The 15,341-nt window shown below is 68.0% G+C and carries 16 protein-coding genes and 1 tRNA gene; 8 read left to right on the top strand and 9 right to left on the bottom strand.

The window, feature by feature from the left end; translation table 11 throughout:
- Positions 1-5: 5 nt before the first annotated feature.
- Together AB0K05_RS31725 and AB0K05_RS31730 are read right to left on the bottom strand one after the other, a co-directional pair.
- On the bottom strand, positions 6-944 hold the full coding sequence (locus AB0K05_RS31725) for a hypothetical protein (protein WP_271280071.1): 939 nt from the start codon (positions 942-944) through the stop codon (positions 6-8).
- Positions 941-1,153 carry a heavy-metal-associated domain-containing protein gene (locus AB0K05_RS31730; protein WP_364233982.1) on the bottom strand — a complete coding sequence of 71 codons (213 nt, stop codon included), beginning with the start codon at positions 1,151-1,153 and terminating at the stop codon, positions 941-943. Before AB0K05_RS31730 ends, AB0K05_RS31725 begins: the two co-directional genes overlap by 4 nt.
- A gap of 282 nt (positions 1,154-1,435) precedes the next feature.
- On the opposite strand from AB0K05_RS31730, the gene AB0K05_RS31735 reads away from it, so the two are divergent.
- From AB0K05_RS31735 to AB0K05_RS31750, 4 genes are all read left to right on the top strand, one after another.
- Positions 1,436-1,555 (top strand): DLW-39 family protein, encoded by a 120-nt coding sequence (locus AB0K05_RS31735; RefSeq protein WP_013130296.1) that lies wholly within the window; start codon positions 1,436-1,438, stop codon positions 1,553-1,555.
- Between the two features lie 15 nt (positions 1,556-1,570).
- Positions 1,571-2,302 carry an HAD family hydrolase gene (locus AB0K05_RS31740; RefSeq protein ID WP_148035898.1) on the top strand — a complete coding sequence of 244 codons (732 nt, stop codon included), beginning with the start codon at positions 1,571-1,573 and terminating at the stop codon, positions 2,300-2,302.
- Positions 2,303-2,321: 19 nt separating this feature from the next.
- Positions 2,322-2,394 (top strand) — tRNA-Ala (locus AB0K05_RS31745).
- A gap of 406 nt (positions 2,395-2,800) precedes the next feature.
- Positions 2,801-4,561 (top strand): ATP-binding protein, encoded by a 1,761-nt coding sequence (locus AB0K05_RS31750; protein ID WP_271280069.1) that lies wholly within the window; start codon positions 2,801-2,803, stop codon positions 4,559-4,561.
- A gap of 593 nt (positions 4,562-5,154) precedes the next feature.
- Here AB0K05_RS31750 and AB0K05_RS31755 read toward each other — a convergent pair.
- The gene (locus AB0K05_RS31755; protein ID WP_364233985.1) at positions 5,155-5,400 is read right to left on the bottom strand and encodes a hypothetical protein; all 246 of its coding nucleotides are present in this window, start codon (positions 5,398-5,400) and stop codon (positions 5,155-5,157) included.
- Between the two features lie 118 nt (positions 5,401-5,518).
- Here AB0K05_RS31755 and AB0K05_RS31760 point away from each other — a divergent pair, with 118 nt between their 5' ends.
- Positions 5,519-5,875 (top strand): helix-turn-helix transcriptional regulator, encoded by a 357-nt coding sequence (locus AB0K05_RS31760; protein ID WP_148035888.1) that lies wholly within the window; start codon positions 5,519-5,521, stop codon positions 5,873-5,875.
- Between the two features lie 27 nt (positions 5,876-5,902).
- Here the strand turns inward: AB0K05_RS31760 and AB0K05_RS31765 are convergent, their stop codons facing one another.
- Both AB0K05_RS31765 and AB0K05_RS31770 read right to left on the bottom strand, forming a co-directional pair.
- The gene (locus AB0K05_RS31765; protein ID WP_219546817.1) at positions 5,903-6,493 is read right to left on the bottom strand and encodes an ATP-dependent Clp protease proteolytic subunit; all 591 of its coding nucleotides are present in this window, start codon (positions 6,491-6,493) and stop codon (positions 5,903-5,905) included.
- On the bottom strand, positions 6,490-7,116 hold the full coding sequence (locus AB0K05_RS31770) for a ClpP family protease (RefSeq protein ID WP_271277009.1): 627 nt from the start codon (positions 7,114-7,116) through the stop codon (positions 6,490-6,492). Before AB0K05_RS31770 ends, AB0K05_RS31765 begins: the two co-directional genes overlap by 4 nt.
- 200 nt (positions 7,117-7,316) lie before the next feature.
- On the opposite strand from AB0K05_RS31770, the gene AB0K05_RS31775 reads away from it, so the two are divergent.
- The gene (locus tag AB0K05_RS31775) at positions 7,317-7,823 is read left to right on the top strand and encodes a hypothetical protein (RefSeq protein ID WP_148035885.1); all 507 of its coding nucleotides are present in this window, start codon (positions 7,317-7,319) and stop codon (positions 7,821-7,823) included.
- Positions 7,824-8,140: 317 nt separating this feature from the next.
- Here AB0K05_RS31775 and AB0K05_RS31780 read toward each other — a convergent pair whose 3' ends face one another.
- Entirely contained in the window at positions 8,141-8,791 is a 651-nt protein-coding gene (locus tag AB0K05_RS31780) for a class I SAM-dependent methyltransferase (RefSeq protein WP_364233989.1), read from the bottom strand.
- A gap of 61 nt (positions 8,792-8,852) precedes the next feature.
- Between AB0K05_RS31780 and AB0K05_RS31785 the strand changes: the two genes are divergently transcribed.
- Positions 8,853-9,491 (top strand): TetR/AcrR family transcriptional regulator, encoded by a 639-nt coding sequence (locus AB0K05_RS31785; protein WP_148035883.1) that lies wholly within the window; start codon positions 8,853-8,855, stop codon positions 9,489-9,491.
- Between the two features lie 19 nt (positions 9,492-9,510).
- On the opposite strand, the gene AB0K05_RS31790 is transcribed toward AB0K05_RS31785, so the two are convergent.
- On the bottom strand, positions 9,511-10,401 hold the full coding sequence (locus AB0K05_RS31790; RefSeq protein ID WP_364233993.1) for an aminoglycoside phosphotransferase family protein: 891 nt from the start codon (positions 10,399-10,401) through the stop codon (positions 9,511-9,513).
- 105 nt (positions 10,402-10,506) lie between these two features.
- A complete protein-coding gene (locus AB0K05_RS31795; RefSeq protein WP_364233995.1) occupies positions 10,507-11,112 on the bottom strand; it encodes a hypothetical protein in 606 nt (201 codons plus the stop codon).
- A 205-nt stretch (positions 11,113-11,317) separates the two neighbouring features.
- On the opposite strand from AB0K05_RS31795, the gene AB0K05_RS31800 reads away from it, so the two are divergent.
- Positions 11,318-12,733: a hypothetical protein gene (locus tag AB0K05_RS31800; protein ID WP_271277012.1), complete on the top strand. Its 1,416-nt coding sequence runs from the start codon at positions 11,318-11,320 to the stop codon at positions 12,731-12,733.
- A 14-nt stretch (positions 12,734-12,747) separates the two neighbouring features.
- On the opposite strand, the gene AB0K05_RS31805 is transcribed toward AB0K05_RS31800, so the two are convergent.
- A complete protein-coding gene (locus AB0K05_RS31805; protein ID WP_364233997.1) occupies positions 12,748-15,318 on the bottom strand; it encodes a BTAD domain-containing putative transcriptional regulator in 2,571 nt (856 codons plus the stop codon).
- Positions 15,319-15,341: the final 23 nt, after the last annotated feature.

Raw genomic sequence — 15,341 nt, forward strand, 5'->3', positions numbered from 1 at the left:
AGGCGTCAGTGGCCGTGCGGTCCGGTCTCGGCCGTGAAGGCCGCGGTGCGCACCTTGCCGTCGTGCTTGAAGTCCAGGAACAGGCGGTAGGAGCCGGTGCTGGGCACCTCGGCGAAGAACGTGATCTCCGGGCCCGCCTTGCCGGTCTCCTCAGGATGGACGTGCAGATAGGCGAGATCGCCGGCCCTGAGGGCCACCAGGTGTCCGTAGGCGCCGAGGTAGGGCTCCAGGTCGGTCACCGGCTTGCCGTCCTTGCTCACCTTGAGCGTCAGCTTGCTCGACCGGCCGGGCTCCAGGCTCCCGGCGAGGCTCACAGTGTAGTCACCGGTCCGCGCCTCGGTGCTCGCGTGCGGGAGCTCGCGCGGGCGGTAGTCGCCCGGCACCTGCAGGTCGAGGCCGAGCGTCAGCTTGTCGGCGCCGGTGGGCTTGAAGTCGGCGAAGGCACGGTAGGGGCCGGGCTCGTCCAGGGGGAGCTTCACGCGCCAGGTGCCGTCGGCGGCCATCTCCGGGTGGAGGTGCCGGAAGATGGTCAGGTCGCGGGAGGCGACGATGAGGTGCAGCTTCTTGTCGTGCTCGACGTCGAACTCCGTCACCGGCTTGTCGCCGGGGCCGTCGACGGTGAAGCGGAAGTCGTCGGGGTCGTCGGTGGCGAGGCGCGTGAAGGTGTAGCCGTCCTGGGAGACCTGGAGCCCCCCGGGGGTATCCGTAGCGCCTGAGTGCCCGCTGTCGGCGTGGCCGTCCGCGCTGTCAGTGTGGCCGTCCTCGGCCTGCTCACCCGTTCCGTGGTCCATGGCCGTCTCTCCCTGCTTCACCTGCTCCGCCGTGCGGCCGGTCGGGCCGGCGGCGGGCCCGATCTGGCCCGCCGCGCTCCCGGCGCCCAGCGCCGCGGCGAAGATCACCGCGAGCCCGGCGCCGTAAAGGCCCAACCGGCCTGCCGTTCTCATGACACCCCCACCAGTTCGTAGCCGGCCTCCTTGACCGCGCCGCTGATCTCCGTCTCATTGACAGGACCGTCGCTGACCACGGTCAACCGGCCGCTCTTGAGGTCCACGTCGACGGAGGTCACGCCGGCCACCTCGCCGACCTCCTCCTTGACGAAACTCACGCAGTGGCCGCAGGTCATGCCCTTGACGGTGTAGGTGGCGGTGCTCATCGCATGCTCCTTCATATGCTCGTACGTGATGCCTTGTATCGAGTCTAACACCGTACCCCCCTAGGGTATGTCTTGACCCTGGCTGTGCATACCTGGAGGGGGTATGCGGAGGACGATATATACGGCTAGGGGGTATGTCAATCCTCGGCGCCGCGTGTTCCTTGAACAATCCGACATCTGGTCCGCGCAAACACGGGGACCGCCGCCATCCCTTGCTAGGCTGCAAAGCATCCGTTGGGTCTTGCCCAGCGGGCGAGACCGTCGAAGAAGTGGGGTCACACAGTGAAGAAGCTGCTCGTTCTGGCGCTGGTCGCCCTTGGGGGGTTGCTGATCTGGCGCAAGGTGCAGGCCGATCGGGCAGAGCTCGATCTCTGGACCGAGGCGACCGGTAGCGAGAACTAACCGACCGGCGAGGCGATGAGTGACATCGTCCCCATCAAGCTGGTGTGCCTGGACCTGGCAGGCACCACGGTCGGCGACATCGCCACGGTCGAGCGCGCGTTCGCCGAGGCGATCGCCACCCAGGGCATAGTCCCCGGGACCGGAGCGTACGCACGTGCCATGGTGCACGTGCACCGGTCCCGGGGGCAACCCAAGATCGACGTCTTCCGGGGCATCTTCCCGGAGAACGAGGCCCGGGCGCAGGCCGCCAACCTGACCTTCGAGCGCGCCTACGAAGGCGCCCTCGAACGCTCCGGCCTCACCCCCGCCCCCGGCATCGTCGAGGTCCTCGACAAGCTCCGCGGCTCCGACATCCGGCTGGCCCTGCTCACCGGCTTCAGCCGCACCACCCTCGGCCGCGTCCTCGGCATCCTCGGCTGGCACGACAAGATCGACCTGGCCATCAGCCCCGAAGACGCGGGCGGCCGCGGCCGCCCCTGGCCCGACATGGTCCTGCACGCCGTCCTGCGCCTCGGCATCCCCGACGTCCGTCAGGTGGCCGTCGCCGGTGACTCCGAGAGCCACATGCTCGCCGGCCACCGCGCCGGCGCCGCCGTCGTGGCCGGCATCCTCACCGACAGCGGCCACAGCCGAGACCGCCTCGTCGGCGGCGGCGCCACCCACGTGTTACCGTCCGTCGGCGCACTGCCGGAGCTGATCCTGAGCGGCGACCTGGGAGGCGCGCGGATACCGGCGCCGGTTCGGTAGGCTATCTTCATTGTTCGAAGGGGCCTTAGCTCAGCTGGCAGAGCGCCTGCTTTGCAAGCAGGAAGTCAGGAGTTCGAATCTCCTAGGCTCCACCGCACGTCGGAGGCCACATCCCATGATCGGGAAGTGGCCTTTTCGATCTTGTGCAGCTACAGCGTCAACTGTTCTCCACACGCTCGCTGTGCTCCTGCGGGATCGCCCCAATGATCCTCGCTCCTCTCGGGCGTTCTTCCCTGTGCATGCATTCGGTCCCGCAAGAAGGTCTTCACGTGGGGCGCTTCGCGTAAGAATGAGCTCGGGCGCCCTCATTGATCCGAATACGGTCTCTTGGAGCTTGTGCAGCCGATGTATACGGCTACATCCCGGTGCCTCCGGTGGACGAGAGCCGAGAAAGCCCTCTGTTCAGGTACCTGGCTTGGTGATTCCTGTTATCTAGCCGAAGCATGCTAACTAGCATGCTAACTAGCATGCTCGTCCGCGCTGCTCAGGGAGTACAACGTGCTCGACGAAGAGCTCTCCGAGATCATTGCCAACCTCCGCGTTCTCGGCGGGGACATCTCCGACGTAGAAGTGAAGCAGTCCCAGCGCGAGCTGCCGAAGACGATCCGGGAGACGCTCTCTGCCTTCGCCAACACTCACGGTGGTGTGCTCATCCTGGGCCTGAGCGAGAGCACGGGATTCTCAGCAACGGGTGTACGTGATGCTTCAAAGCTTTCCAACGACCTGGCCTCGCTCTGCTCCACTGACATGGAACCTGCTCTGCGGCCGTTGATCCGCGTCCACGACTTCGAAGGTGTGAAGATCATCGTGGCAGAAGTCCCCGAACTGGATCCGGCCCAGCGACCGTGTTTCTACAAAGGTGCCGGGATGACCAAGGGCAGCTTCGTACGCGTAGGCGATGGGGATCGGCGACTGTCGAGCTACGAGGTTCAAATCATGCTGTCCTCACGCGGGCAGCCTCGTGAGGACGAGCAGGCCATTTCAGGAACCGGCCTCCAGCTTCTTGATCCGATCGCCCTGGAGTCGTTCATCGCAAGACTCCGTACCAACAGGCCTCATGCCTTTGCAGATCTTGACCGTGACGACCTGCTGAGACGAGCCAGGATTCTGGTAGCTGGACACGACGGCACGGAAACGCTCTCCCTGGCAGCCCTGCTCGCGCTCGGCTCCTACCCGCAAGAGTATCTCCCCCAACTGATGATCAGCTTCGTGCATTACCCCTCGGTCACCGGCCAACCATCAGCCACTGGCACGCGCTTTCTGGACAACCTCACCGTCGAAGGACCCATCCCCATCATGGTCCGCGACGCGCTGGCTGCGATCCGGCGAAATATGTCCAGGAGGGCAGTCATCGGAGGAGTCGGCCGAGAGGACGTCTGGGAGTACCCGGAGACCGCACTTCGGGAAGCCGTGGTGAATGCGCTCGTACACCGGGATCTGTCCAGCGCCGCCCGGGGTACTCAGATTCAGATTGAGATGTACCCGGACAGGCTGACAATTCGAAGCCCTGGCGGATTGTTCGGCCCGGTGACCATCGACAATCTCACCGACGAAGGGATTTCTTCCGCACGCAACGCGACGCTGATGAGGATGCTTGAGGACGTTCCTCTTCCGGGTGAGACCCGGATGGTTTGTGAGAACCGGGGCTCTGGAATCCGCGCCATGGTCTCCGCCCTCCGGGCGGCCGGGATGAGTCCGCCGCAGTTCGAAGACCGTGTGTCCTCCTTCATCGTTACCATCCCCAACCACGCTTTGCTGAACGAGGAAGTCGTGAGGTGGATCGAAAGTTTGGGCGAAGGAGGCCTCTCTGGCAGTCAGTGCATCGCGCTGGCGATGCTCCGAAATCGAGAGATCCTGGATAACCGTTCCTACCGGAGCACGACCGGTGTGGACTCGCGCGTGGCTACGGCCGAACTGGGGGATCTGGTGGCACGTGAACTAGTGACCCAGACCGGGAGCAGGCGATGGGCGCAGTACGAGTTGTCCCAGCGGGGGCACCGCCCTCTCCCCGGGGAAGCACCTGCATCGACACGGAGCGATCGACGCCCTCAGCTACTGGACGCGCTTGGTGACGAAACCCTCTCGCGAGCCGAACTGGCCCGGAGTACCGGCCTGACCGATCAGACCGTACGGCGCTGGCTCTCGATCATGCGTGACGAAGGCACGGTGGAATTGATCGGAAGCTCACCGAGAAGCTCGACCGCCCGGTACCGCCGAACACGACAGGGCTCCCTTTTTTCACCGGCTGAGCCCGGGTAACGGCTGTACAGCAGAGAGATACAGCAATGCCGCCTCACGCGATCACACTCCACCAATCTTCATCTGCCACTTGATCAGGGCAAGGTCCTCGCTTCGCTCGGGCTGTGCTTCCAGGGGCGCGCCTCCGGCGCGCCGGCTTCGCCATCAGGACATCACGTTGGCCGTCTGGCAGATCCTGACGCTCAACCCCCGCGTCCAGACGTGTCGGCGATGCTCTGGGTCGGCGTCCACAGCTGAACGACGAGGAAGGCCCCGGCGGATGAGCCGAGCACCGCACGCGGGACTACCAGCAGACAAGCTCGCGTTCGGATCACTGGCAGTCCTCGCTCACCCGCTGAGGGATGTGAAGCGCGACGAGGCAGGGTCCGCGCAATACCCTCCACGGCCATTCGCGGAGGGCCCCGCCACCTCGCCGAGCCGGTCTATCGGCCGCCTCGCCCGGCTTGCCGGAGCGCGGCGGGCGCACCTTGTCCGCGCAACATCTCAGCCGCGCCCTGGTGCCAAGGGTTGAATGCCGCCCGGTTTTAGTTTGACGACGCTGCCATCGCCTGAGATTGAGGGCTCGCCCTGGGAGTTCCGTCCAGCGGGTCCGATCAGTCGCGCAGTTCCTCCACTGGCACCGCCTCATCGGCTGGCGGCGGCTTGATGTTCGCCTTCATCCCCCAATTCGACAGGAGGATCTTTCCCTTGCCGAACCCCACGACGCCACGGACCGGTACGACGGAAGACCAACTGCCGGCCATGAACATCCGGGAATGCTCGACGACCTTCACCCATGGCCGGGACGAGTCGGCGCTGGACGGCGTCGGCGTGAACGCTTGGCCTGCGGTCAACGTCATACGACCACAGAGAGAACCGCCGCGTGATTCGCCGTCGGCCGGACCGGAGGAGAGGGGGACTATTCCGCTCTGCGCGGATCAGGCCGACTTCGAACGCGGCACCTGTCTAAGGTGAGGCATGGCCCCTTCCATCCCGCCGCTACGTTCAGCGATCGATCGGACCAACTCCAAGCCGTCTCCGGAGCGCGAGCCGCTGTGGCGGCACGTGCTCGGTGAGTGTCTCAGAGGCCTTCGTCACGAGCGGGGCGAGAAGTTGAGCGAGACGGCACGTCGCGCCGGGGTCTCGCCGCAGTATCTCTCCGAGATGGAACGAGGCGTCAAAGAGCCGTCGAGCGAAATGATCGCTGCGGTCGCCGGCGCGCTGGATGTGACCCTGGTCGATCTGACCCTCGCCGTTGCCGAGAGCTTGCGGTCTGCTCAGAACAGCACGTCGAGAGGTGCTACCTGCTCGGCGGCTTATGCTCTGGCCGCGTAGCGTGGCTTGCCCGGGTCATCCACCGGCCTAAGAACGCTCCTCGATGATCTGATCGAGGAGCCCGTACTCCAAGGCAGCGGTCGCGGTGAACACGCGATCGTGATCGGTGTCGGCGCGTAGGGTCTCGATCGTCTGGCCGGTGTGCCGCGACAGTATGCGCTCGATGTCTGCTCGGACACGGACGACCTCGTCAGCCTGCAAGATGAGATCGGGGATCGTGCCGCGTCCCTGAGCGGCTGGTTGGTGCAGGATCACTCGTGCGTGCGGGAGAGCGGCACGTTTTCCTTCGGCGCCCGCGGCAAGAAGGACGGCACCCACCGCGACGGCCTGTCCGACGCAGGTGGTCGAAACCCGGGGGCGGATATGACGCATGGTGTCATATATCGCGAGCATCGCGCTCGGATCCCCGCCCTCGCAGTTGATATAGAACTGTATTTCGGCATCGGGGTTGTCCGACTCGAGAAATATCAGCTGGGCGATGAGAGCGTTGGCGACGCCCGCGTCGATCGCGGTGCCCAGATAGATGATCCGCTCGGTGAGCAGGTGCGAGTAGACATCCATGATGCGCTCGCCACGAGAATTCTGCGTGATGACATTGGGAATCGTATACGTGCTCACTGGCCGCCTCCTTCGGTCACGTCGAATCCGAGCCGTGGGCGATTGCGCGGCGCGATTTCGTCGAAATGTTGCACGATCGCATCTATGAAGCCGTAGTCCAGTGCCTCTCGCGCCGTGTACCAGCGATCGTGCAGAGAATCCTCGAATATGCGCTCGACGGACTGCCCCGTGTCCTCGGCGATGAGGCCGAGCACTGTGTCGCGAGTATGCCGAAGGTCGCCGGCCTGCAGTTCGATGTCGACTGCGGTGCCACCGATTCCCGCCGAGCCCTGGTGCATCAGGACACGTGCGTGTGGCAGGGCGCGACGCTTCCCTCGGGCGCCCGATGACAGCAAGAACTGCCCGGCGCTGTAAGCGATGCCCAGCACGAGGGTCGACACGTCACAGGGAATGAGTCGAATGATGTCGCGGATCGCGAGCATCGAGGGAACCGACCCACCCGGCGAGTGAATCCACAATGCGATGTCCGCCGAGGCGTCCTGCGTGGCGAGCGCTATCAGTTGCGTGGCCAGCAGTGTCCCGTTGTCGTCATCGAGAGGGCCGTCGAGAACGAGCACGCGCTGGTCGTAGAGCTCGCGTCTGACCCGCGAATTGAACAGTGGAAGATTCGATTCTCCGCTCATGAGCCCATCATGTGAGGCGATCCGGACCGAGGTCGACACGATCCGCTTGGGGCAGATCTGCTCTGAGCAGCGGGACTCGAGTTCCGGTCCGTGTTCTTAGGCCACCTCCCGTGATCGGGAAGTGGCCTTTTCAATCTTGTGCAGCTGCAAAGTACGGCTGAGGTGGCGCAGAGGCGAGCACGTCCACGATCATGGTGCGCGTGGCGGTGCTCAGGTTATTGGCAGTCGGTCTCATCAGCGGCGGCGTCATGACGATCCCGTTCCTATGGGCTCAGCGTGGCAGCGACTTCGAGCACGTCCGTCTCTCGGCCCTGATAGGCCTGAACTTGGGGCAGCTCGTGACCGTCCCGCTCGGGTTGCTGATCGGCATCGTGCTTGTCGCGATGCGGTCGTGGACGCGCCCTCCCGGCTACGTGCTGGCTGCGGCCACGATCGTGTTCGGTGTGGTTGTAGCGACGCAGGCGTGGGCCATGGCGGACTGGGCCGAAGGCCGACCTGCCGGGATCGGCGATCCGGACGGAGAGGTAGGCCTCGGAGGGCTGAACGCTCTCGCGGGTGGGTTCACGGTCCTCCTGGGCGTCTCCATCGCCTTGATTCGGTGGTCTGGTTGGGAGCCGGAGGCGGCTTCGGCGCGTCAGACGTCCGCACGCAGGGCGCGACGGAGGAGGCGTAAGTCATCGGCCCACGTCAAAGGCCATTGCCCATGATGGGGGAATGGCCCAGGAGACCATCGCCGCCTAACCGAGTCTTCACGCTTTCAGGGGATGGACACACTGGCGTCTTTTCACCACGTGCGTTGGGGCAGGAGATGCCGTCGGCCCCATGTTCTTAGCTCGATCATCGACAAATATGGTGATCGCACACCGTAGGACAGAATGCGGCAGAACAGGTTCCGTGACCACATGATCGCTGTGCCCGTCGCGTGCCCGATGGGACGGGAAACGGGCCACCTCCCACGATCGGGAAGTGGCCTTTTCGGCACAGTCGTGACGCCGCCGACGATGGAACCGGCGACCAGATACCGCTAGGCGTCGCGGCGCAGGGTGAACCAGAAGGTCGGGACCGAGTTGGTGCCCGGTGTGACGTCGATTACCTCCCAGCCGGTGAACCTGGCGTGGAGTTCGTCGGCCGTGACGCCCGCCGCCCACGACGTGACGTCGGTGGTCGGATTGCCGAGCGGCTCGGGGCCGTACCCGAACATCAGCAACTGTGCCCCGGGAGCGGCGCGGTCGGTGAGCCCGGCGGCGTAGGCGTCGCGGCGGTGGAGTGGGATCCCGCAGTAGCAGCTCAGGTCGAAGAACAGGTCGAAGGGGCCGGGCGCGTCCAGCTCGTCGAGGCGGGTGGCGTCTCCGTGCAGCAGTCGCACCGCCACCCCAGCCGCCTCGGCCTTCTCCCGGGCCTGGTCGACGGCGCTGTCGATCAGGTCGACGGCCGTCACCTCCCAGCCGTGCCGGGCGAGGTAGATGGCGTTGGTCCCCGTGCCGCAGCCGAGTTCGAGGGCGCGGCCGGGCGGCGGTGCGCCGTGCCCCTCTACCAGGGCCACCAGCTCGGGGGGCGTCACGCCGGTGTCCCACGGCGGCTTGCCCGCACGGTAGTAGCCCTCCAGCGCGCGATGGACGGACTCCTCCTCCTGGTCTCGCAGTGTCGAGGTCGGGCCCGGCTTGGGGTGGTTCATCGTCTCCTCCAAGAATCTAGAGTCAAACTCTAGTGTTGTTCTCTGAAGTTATACTCGCACTATGGAAAGAGTCAATCGGCCCGACAAGCGAGCCGAGCGCTCACGGCGCACCCGGGCGAAGGTCATCGAGGCGGCTCGCGAGCTGTTCGTCGCGCAGGGGTACGGGGCGACGAGCCTTCAGGAGGTCGCGGACCGGGCGGGCGTGGCCGTCCAGACGGTCTACTTCGTCTTCCGCAACAAGCGCACGCTGTTCAAGGACGTGGTGGACACGTCCATCGCCGGGGACACCGAGCCTGTCGCCATCATGGATCGTGAGTGGTTCCGCGCCGCCTGCGCCGAACCGACCGCAGCGGGGCAACTGCGCGCGCACATCCGCGGCACTCACGAGATCCTGGGCCGGGTCGCCCCGATCATGCCGTTGATCGCGGCCGCCGCGGCCACCGACCCTGAGATCGCCGCACAGTGGCCGGACGGCCCCGACCCGCGTTACACCGTGCAGCACGCGGCGGCCGAGGCCCTGGCCGGCAAGCCCGACGCCCGTCCCGGCCTCTCTGTCGAGATGGCGGCTGACCTGCTGTTCGGCCTGCTCAGCCCGCAGCTCTACCTGATCTTCGTCCGCGACCGCGGTTGGTCACCGGACACGTGGGAAGAGTGGGCCCGCACCGCTCTGACCTCCCAGCTCTGCGCCGACCCAGGGTGAAGTGGGCGGAGGTTTTGATCTAGCCGATGAGTGCCTCGGTGATCTGACGGGTCGTCTGCGCGGCGACCCTCGGGTCGACAGCGGCATAGGCGGTGTAGGCGTTCAGGCCGGTGGCGAGGGCCCAGCCGCGACCCCGGGTCCAGGTGGCGTCGTCCACGTCGAGCGCGGCGCGGAAGGCGGCCCGGCTGCCGGCCGACATCAGGGTGAAGGCGATCATCAGATCACAGGCCGGATCGCCGATGCCGAGCCCGCCGAAGTCGATCACCGCGCTGAGACGGCCGTCGACGGTCAGCAGGTTGCCGGTGTGGAAGTCGCCGTGGAACCAGACCGGAGGGCGGTCCCATCCGGGAGCGTTCACGGCCGCGTTCCACAGTTCGGTCATGGCGGTGGCGTCGAACACCTCGCCGACCTCGGCGATGGCGGCTCGCGTCGCGCGATCCCGGTCCACCAACGGGCGGCCCTGGAGGCTTTCACGGGTCGCCAGGGCTTGGATGTCCTCGGGCGCGAACTGTCGCAGGGCTGCCAGGAATTCCGCCAGTCGGACGGCGGCCGTGGACGAGTCGGCCAGTGCCTCGACGGTCGCCACCTCGCCCTCCAGCCAAGAGGACACCGCCCACCGCCACGGATAGCCGAAGCCGGGCTCACCCACGCCCACCGGCACCGGGATGGCCAGGGGTAGTCGCGGGGCGAGCCGGGGCAGCCACTCGAGCTCCTTCTCGGCCTGTCCGATGGCGCCGCTGTGGCGGGGCAGCCGGACGGACAGCTGTTCGCCCAGCCGGTAGATCACATGGTCCGAGCCGGCCGGATCCAGCAGTTCCAGCGGCAACGCGGCCCACTGCGGGAACTGCTTATCGACCAGCTTCCTGACCAGCGCGGCATCGATCGTGGGCCGGGTGTCCGTCGTTCTCACGGCTGCCAAGAACTCCTGCGATCGGCCCGCTCCGTGCGGCGGGCGGCTGAACCATCGCAGTGCACCGCGGCTCGCCTGTCGACCGATTTTCCCGGCAGGACCGAGTCAGCGGGAGCTGGGGGAAGAGCGCGCGAGGAGCTCTTGGACCAGTCGCCTGCGTTCCGCCGGCAAACGGCGAGCAGTCATCGCCCGCTGCAGAAGATCAGGATCAAACCCATACGTACCCAGGTGGTCGAGGAGAGGCTCATATCGATCAGGCCGATCTCTCAGGAGCTCCGTGATCAACCGTAGTTCCAGGCGGACCACAGGAACACGATGAGAGCCGCACCTGATCAGGACGTAGTGCCGCCACGGACCGTGACCGGCACATTCCATCCCATCTGAGTCGACCTGCTCTTCGAGGGTGCTCATGCCTACGGCGACGCCGTTCACGTCGTAATCGGTGAAGTATTGCGAAGCTTCGGGAAGCCAAGAGGCGGCGTAGAGGCAAGGAAACGATGAGAGGGCGCCAGCGAACGCGTTCACGTCCTCTCGTCGAGTCACCAGGAGGTCGATGTCCCCGACGGGGAGATGGACGCCTTGCAGAAGAGCGGCACTCGTGCCGACCACGCGATATACCGGGTCGGCGCCCACGGCTCTCAGCGCAGTTAGGGCCGTGTCCAACGCCGCGGTTACGTCCGCCGGTCGCAGAGACGCGTCGCCATCGCCCATGGAGATCAGCGTATCGATGTCCGAGTCGCTGGAGCCGTCTCTGACGACTGCCGGAGGATCTGCATGGCCGACATGGGAAGGATCGGTCGACGGCCGTCGCGACACGCCCGCACTCAGGGTTACAGCGACCTCACAGGGAGCTACTGCTAGAACCCATCTGTGGAGCAACCGCGTGCTCCGGTGCAGAGGAAAGAGGAGTTCCCTGATGTCCTGGCAGAGATTCCGAGCGCAGGGTCCCGCCCGCAACGTCCGGCGAGCGTTTCCGGCCCGGCTCCTGGTCGCGGCGAGCCTGGCGGCCGGCGTTGTGACGCTTCCGGCCCTGCCCGCCCAGGCCGCCACCGTGTCCGTGAGGTGCTCGGTCTCGGACCTCGTCAGGGCCATCAGGAACGCCAACAACTCGCCGGGCCCCGACACGCTCAACCTGTCCCACAGGTGCCACTACCGCCTGGTGCGTCCTGATACCGCGAACCCCGCCAACGGGCTGCCGGCCATCACCAGCGACATCACGATCAACGGCAACGGCGCGGCGATCACGCGGGCCAAGACCGCCCCCGCCTTCCGCATCCTCCTCGTGGCCGGCACGGGCACGCTCACGCTCAACAGGACCACCATCAGCGGCGGCAGGGCGACGGACTGCCCCGGTGCGCCGGCCCCGCCCAATCCTCCCGGGCTGGTCTGCGGTGGCGGCATCAACAACCAAGGCACCCTGACGGTGAACCACAGCCGGGTGATCGGCAATACCGCCACGTCCGGGGTCTTCGCCGAGGGCGGCGGCATCGACAGCGACGGCACCGCGACCTTGAACAACACCGACGTCAGCTACAACACCGCCAGTTACACCGGCACCGACCCGAGCGCCGCCGCGGGCGGCGGGATCGCCAACGACGGCCCGATGACGGTCAGGCACAGCCGGGTGACCGGCAACACCGTCCACGTCACCAGGAGATCCCGTGACAGCTTCGCTTTCGGCGCCGGCCACGCCGCCTTCGCCGCCACGACGATCGTCCACAGCACGATCAGCGGCAACCGCGCCAGTGCCCCGGGCGGCACCGCGCGGGGCGCGTTGACCAGCGCGGTCGACATGACCGTGACCGACACCTTCATCCGGGGCAACACCGCCAGTGCCTGGCGTGGCACCGTGACCGGCGGCGGAGTCGCGTACACCGGCACCATGCTCATGACCCGCACTCACGTCACCGGCAATCGAGCCATCGCCGAGGGCGGCAACGCGCTGGCCGGCGGGATCCGGATCGGCCCAGGCGGTCAGCTCAACCTGCGCGACAGCGCGGTGATCGGCAACATCGTCAGTGCTCCCCGTGGCAGGAGCGCCGTGGGCGGCGGCATCGACAACTCCGCCGGCGGCACCCTGACAAGCAGCCAATCGAAGATCATCAAGAATGTCGCCACAGCTCTGGGCCCCGGCACGGCACGCGGCGGTGGCCTCTTCAACGCCATCGGCTCGGCGAGCCTGACCGACAGCGTCGTCACCGGCAACACAGCCGGCGACGGAGGCGGCATCTTCGAAGAGTCCGGCGCGGTCACGCTGAGCGACAGCGTGGTCAGGGGCAATCGGCCGAACAACTGCGCCCCACCCAACAGCGTCCCCGGCTGCGTCGGCTGACCGAGCCCGGCAGCTCAGAGCAGCGCCAGCAGGGACCTGGCGTTCGCGCCGCCCTGGCGGTCGCCGGTCTCCTCGAAGACCTCCAGCGCCGCCCGGGCCAGCTCGCGCGAGCGTACGGTCGCGCCCTCCGAACGGTTGACCTTCGCCAGGGCCAGCAGGGCCTGCGCGTCGAGCAGCCGGTCGCCGAGTCGTACGGCGATGCCCCTGGCCCGTTCGGCGGCGGCGCGCGCGTCCGGTCGCGCGCCCTGCGCCAGGTGTACGGCCGACAGCTCCAGCAGTGTGTCGGCCTGGCGGTGCCGGTCGCCGAGCTCGGCCAGGCGACCGGCGGCGGCCAGCAGCCGGTCGGCGGCCTCGTCCGGCCGGCCCGCGCGGCGCAGCATGACACCGAGGACCTGCTCGGCGTCGGCGGCGTCGCGCTGGTTCTCCGCCGCGTCCAGGCAGGCCAGCAGGGCACGCTCCGCCTCCGCCAGGCGGCCCAGCTCCAGGTGGACGCGGCCGAGCCGGCGCGTGGCGTGGGCGACCTCGCGGGCGTGTCCCCGGCTCCGGAACATCTCCACCGCCAGCCGGAGCCGCTCCTCCGCCCGCTGCCAGTCCCGCTCGGCCAGGTGCAGGTCACCCTGGTCCAGCAGGATGAGAGCCTCGCCCAGGCTGTCGCCCGCTCGCCGCGCCGACTCCATCGCAAGCCCCGCCGAGGCCCGCCAGTCGTCCAGGAACCGGTGCCGCTCCAGGTAGGGCGTCAGCAGGTGGGCCAGCCGCCAGCAGCCGTCGTCCAGCCCGGCGGCGCCCAGGTCGGCGACCAGGCTCACCAGGAACGCCCGCTCGGCCGCCAGCCACTCGACCGACTCCCTGATGTCCCTGGTCGCCACGGCCGTGGCCGGATCTCCCGACACCAGCGGGAACCGCGACGCCCGCACGCGCGACAGCGCCACGTCCGCCAGCTTCGCCAGCGTCCCCGGCGCCGGCTGCTCGCGCGCGAACAGCCGGGTCAGGTCGTGCAGCCGGTAGCGCACCTGCCCGGCCACGTCCACGCCGTGCGTCTCCAGCAGGCCCGCGTCCACCAGCGCCTCCGCCTGCCCGCCGAACAGTTCGGTCACCCAGTCGGCGAAGTCCGGCGCGGACAGCGCGCCCAGCCCGCGTAACGTCAGCCTCGCCGCCTCCGGCAGCCCGTCGAACCCGATCGCGAACACGCTGCGCACCGTCAGGTCGCCCGCGCGCAGCCGGTCGAGCCGCTGGTGCTCGTCCTCCAGCAGGCCCACCAGATAGTCGGCGGTCCACTCGGGGCGGGCCGCCAGCCGGGAGCCCGCGATGCGCAGGGCGATCGGCAGGCCGCCGCAGAAGCGCGCGAGCCGCCGCAAGGCGCCGTCCGCCGCCCGGCCCGAGCTCTTGACCAGCAGCTCCAGCGCCTCACCGTCGTCCAGCACGCCCACCGGCAGCCGCCGCGCGCCGGGCAGGCCGCCCAGCGGGGAACGGCTGGTGACGATCGTCGGGCACGAGGTCAGCAGCGGCCGTACCTGCGCCTCGCCGGCGGCGTTGTCCAGCACCACCAGGAGCTTGCGGTTGGCGGTGTAGGTGCGGAACAGCCGCTCGCGCTGCTCAGGCGCGGCCGGCATCGCCCGGGCCGGGCAGCCGAGCCAGCGCAGGAAGTCCTCCAGCACGGCCGCCGGGGCCGTGGTCTCGCGCAGGTCGGCGTACAGGATGCCGTCGGGGAAGTGGGGGCGCCGCCGCCACGCCGCGTGCACGGCCAGCGCCGACTTGCCCGCCCCCGCCTGCCCGTGCACCACGACGAGGCCGCCCGCCACGTCCTCCAGCAGCTCGGCCCGGCCGGTGAAGTCGGCCACGTCGGGCGGCAGCAGCACCGGCGGCCCGGCCGACACGTGCAGCGAGGCGTCGTCGTGCAGCATGCGATGGTAGAGCAGCTGGAGCTCCGGGTCCGGCTCGATGGCGTGGCCGCCGTCGAGCTGGTCGCGCAGCACCGCGTACGAGGCCAGCGCGTCCACCCGGCGCCCGCTGCGGTAGAGCGCCAGCATGTACTGGCCGCGGAACCGCTGCCACGTCGGGTGCTGCCGCGTCAGCTGCCGCAGCTCGGCCAGCAGCTCGCGATGGCGCCCGGCGTCCAGGTCGGCCTGCACCCGGCGCTCCAGCGCCAGCAGCCGCAGCTCCTCCAGCTCCTCGCGCAGCCGCCGGGTCTCCACCCACCGCTCGCCCTCGGGGTCCACGTCGTCCAGCGCCTCGCCGCGCCACAGGGCCAGCGCCTCCTCGTACGCGCCCCGGTCCACCAGCAGCCGGAACCGATCGACGTCGAGCTGCCCGTCGCCGAGGTTCAGCAGGTACGCGCCGGACACGGTGGTGATCGTCCCCTGTCCGATGAGCCGCCGGAGCTGCCCCACGTACCCGCGGACGAGCGAGTCGGACCGGTCGCCGCCCTCGTGCGGCCACAGCAGCCTGCGCAGCCGCTCGGCCGTCAGCGGCCGGCCCGCGTTGAGCAGGAACATCGCCAGCAGATCGCGATGCTTGCGCACGGTCGGGGTGCAGTTCTTGCCGTCGGTGTCGCGGACCTCCAGCGGGCCCATGATGCGGAACTCCACGGCTCCTCCCTATCAGGAAGCCC

Origin of the sequence: Nonomuraea sp. NPDC049486 (genome assembly GCF_040676925.1) — a bacterium.
Lineage (GTDB): Bacteria > Actinomycetota > Actinomycetes > Streptosporangiales > Streptosporangiaceae > Nonomuraea > Nonomuraea ferruginea.

Bases quoted from the DNA above. Each gene is read 5' to 3' on its own strand.
- AB0K05_RS31725 (WP_271280071.1), bottom strand. From the start codon at position 944: ATGAGAACGGCAGGCCGGTTGGGCCTTTACGGCGCCGGGCTCGCGGTG.
- AB0K05_RS31730 (WP_364233982.1), bottom strand. From the start codon at position 1,153: ATGAGCACCGCCACCTACACCGTCAAGGGCATGACCTGCGGCCACTGC.
- AB0K05_RS31740 (WP_148035898.1), top strand. From the start codon at position 1,571: ATGAGTGACATCGTCCCCATCAAGCTGGTGTGCCTGGACCTGGCAGGC.
- AB0K05_RS31755 (WP_364233985.1), bottom strand. From the start codon at position 5,400: ATGACGTTGACCGCAGGCCAAGCGTTCACGCCGACGCCGTCCAGCGCC.
- AB0K05_RS31760 (WP_148035888.1), top strand. From the start codon at position 5,519: ATGGCCCCTTCCATCCCGCCGCTACGTTCAGCGATCGATCGGACCAAC.
- AB0K05_RS31770 (WP_271277009.1), bottom strand. From the start codon at position 7,116: ATGAGCGGAGAATCGAATCTTCCACTGTTCAATTCGCGGGTCAGACGC.
- AB0K05_RS31780 (WP_364233989.1), bottom strand. From the start codon at position 8,791: ATGAACCACCCCAAGCCGGGCCCGACCTCGACACTGCGAGACCAGGAG.
- AB0K05_RS31785 (WP_148035883.1), top strand. From the start codon at position 8,853: ATGGAAAGAGTCAATCGGCCCGACAAGCGAGCCGAGCGCTCACGGCGC.
- AB0K05_RS31795 (WP_364233995.1), bottom strand. From the start codon at position 11,112: ATGGGCGATGGCGACGCGTCTCTGCGACCGGCGGACGTAACCGCGGCG.
- AB0K05_RS31800 (WP_271277012.1), top strand. From the start codon at position 11,318: ATGTCCTGGCAGAGATTCCGAGCGCAGGGTCCCGCCCGCAACGTCCGG.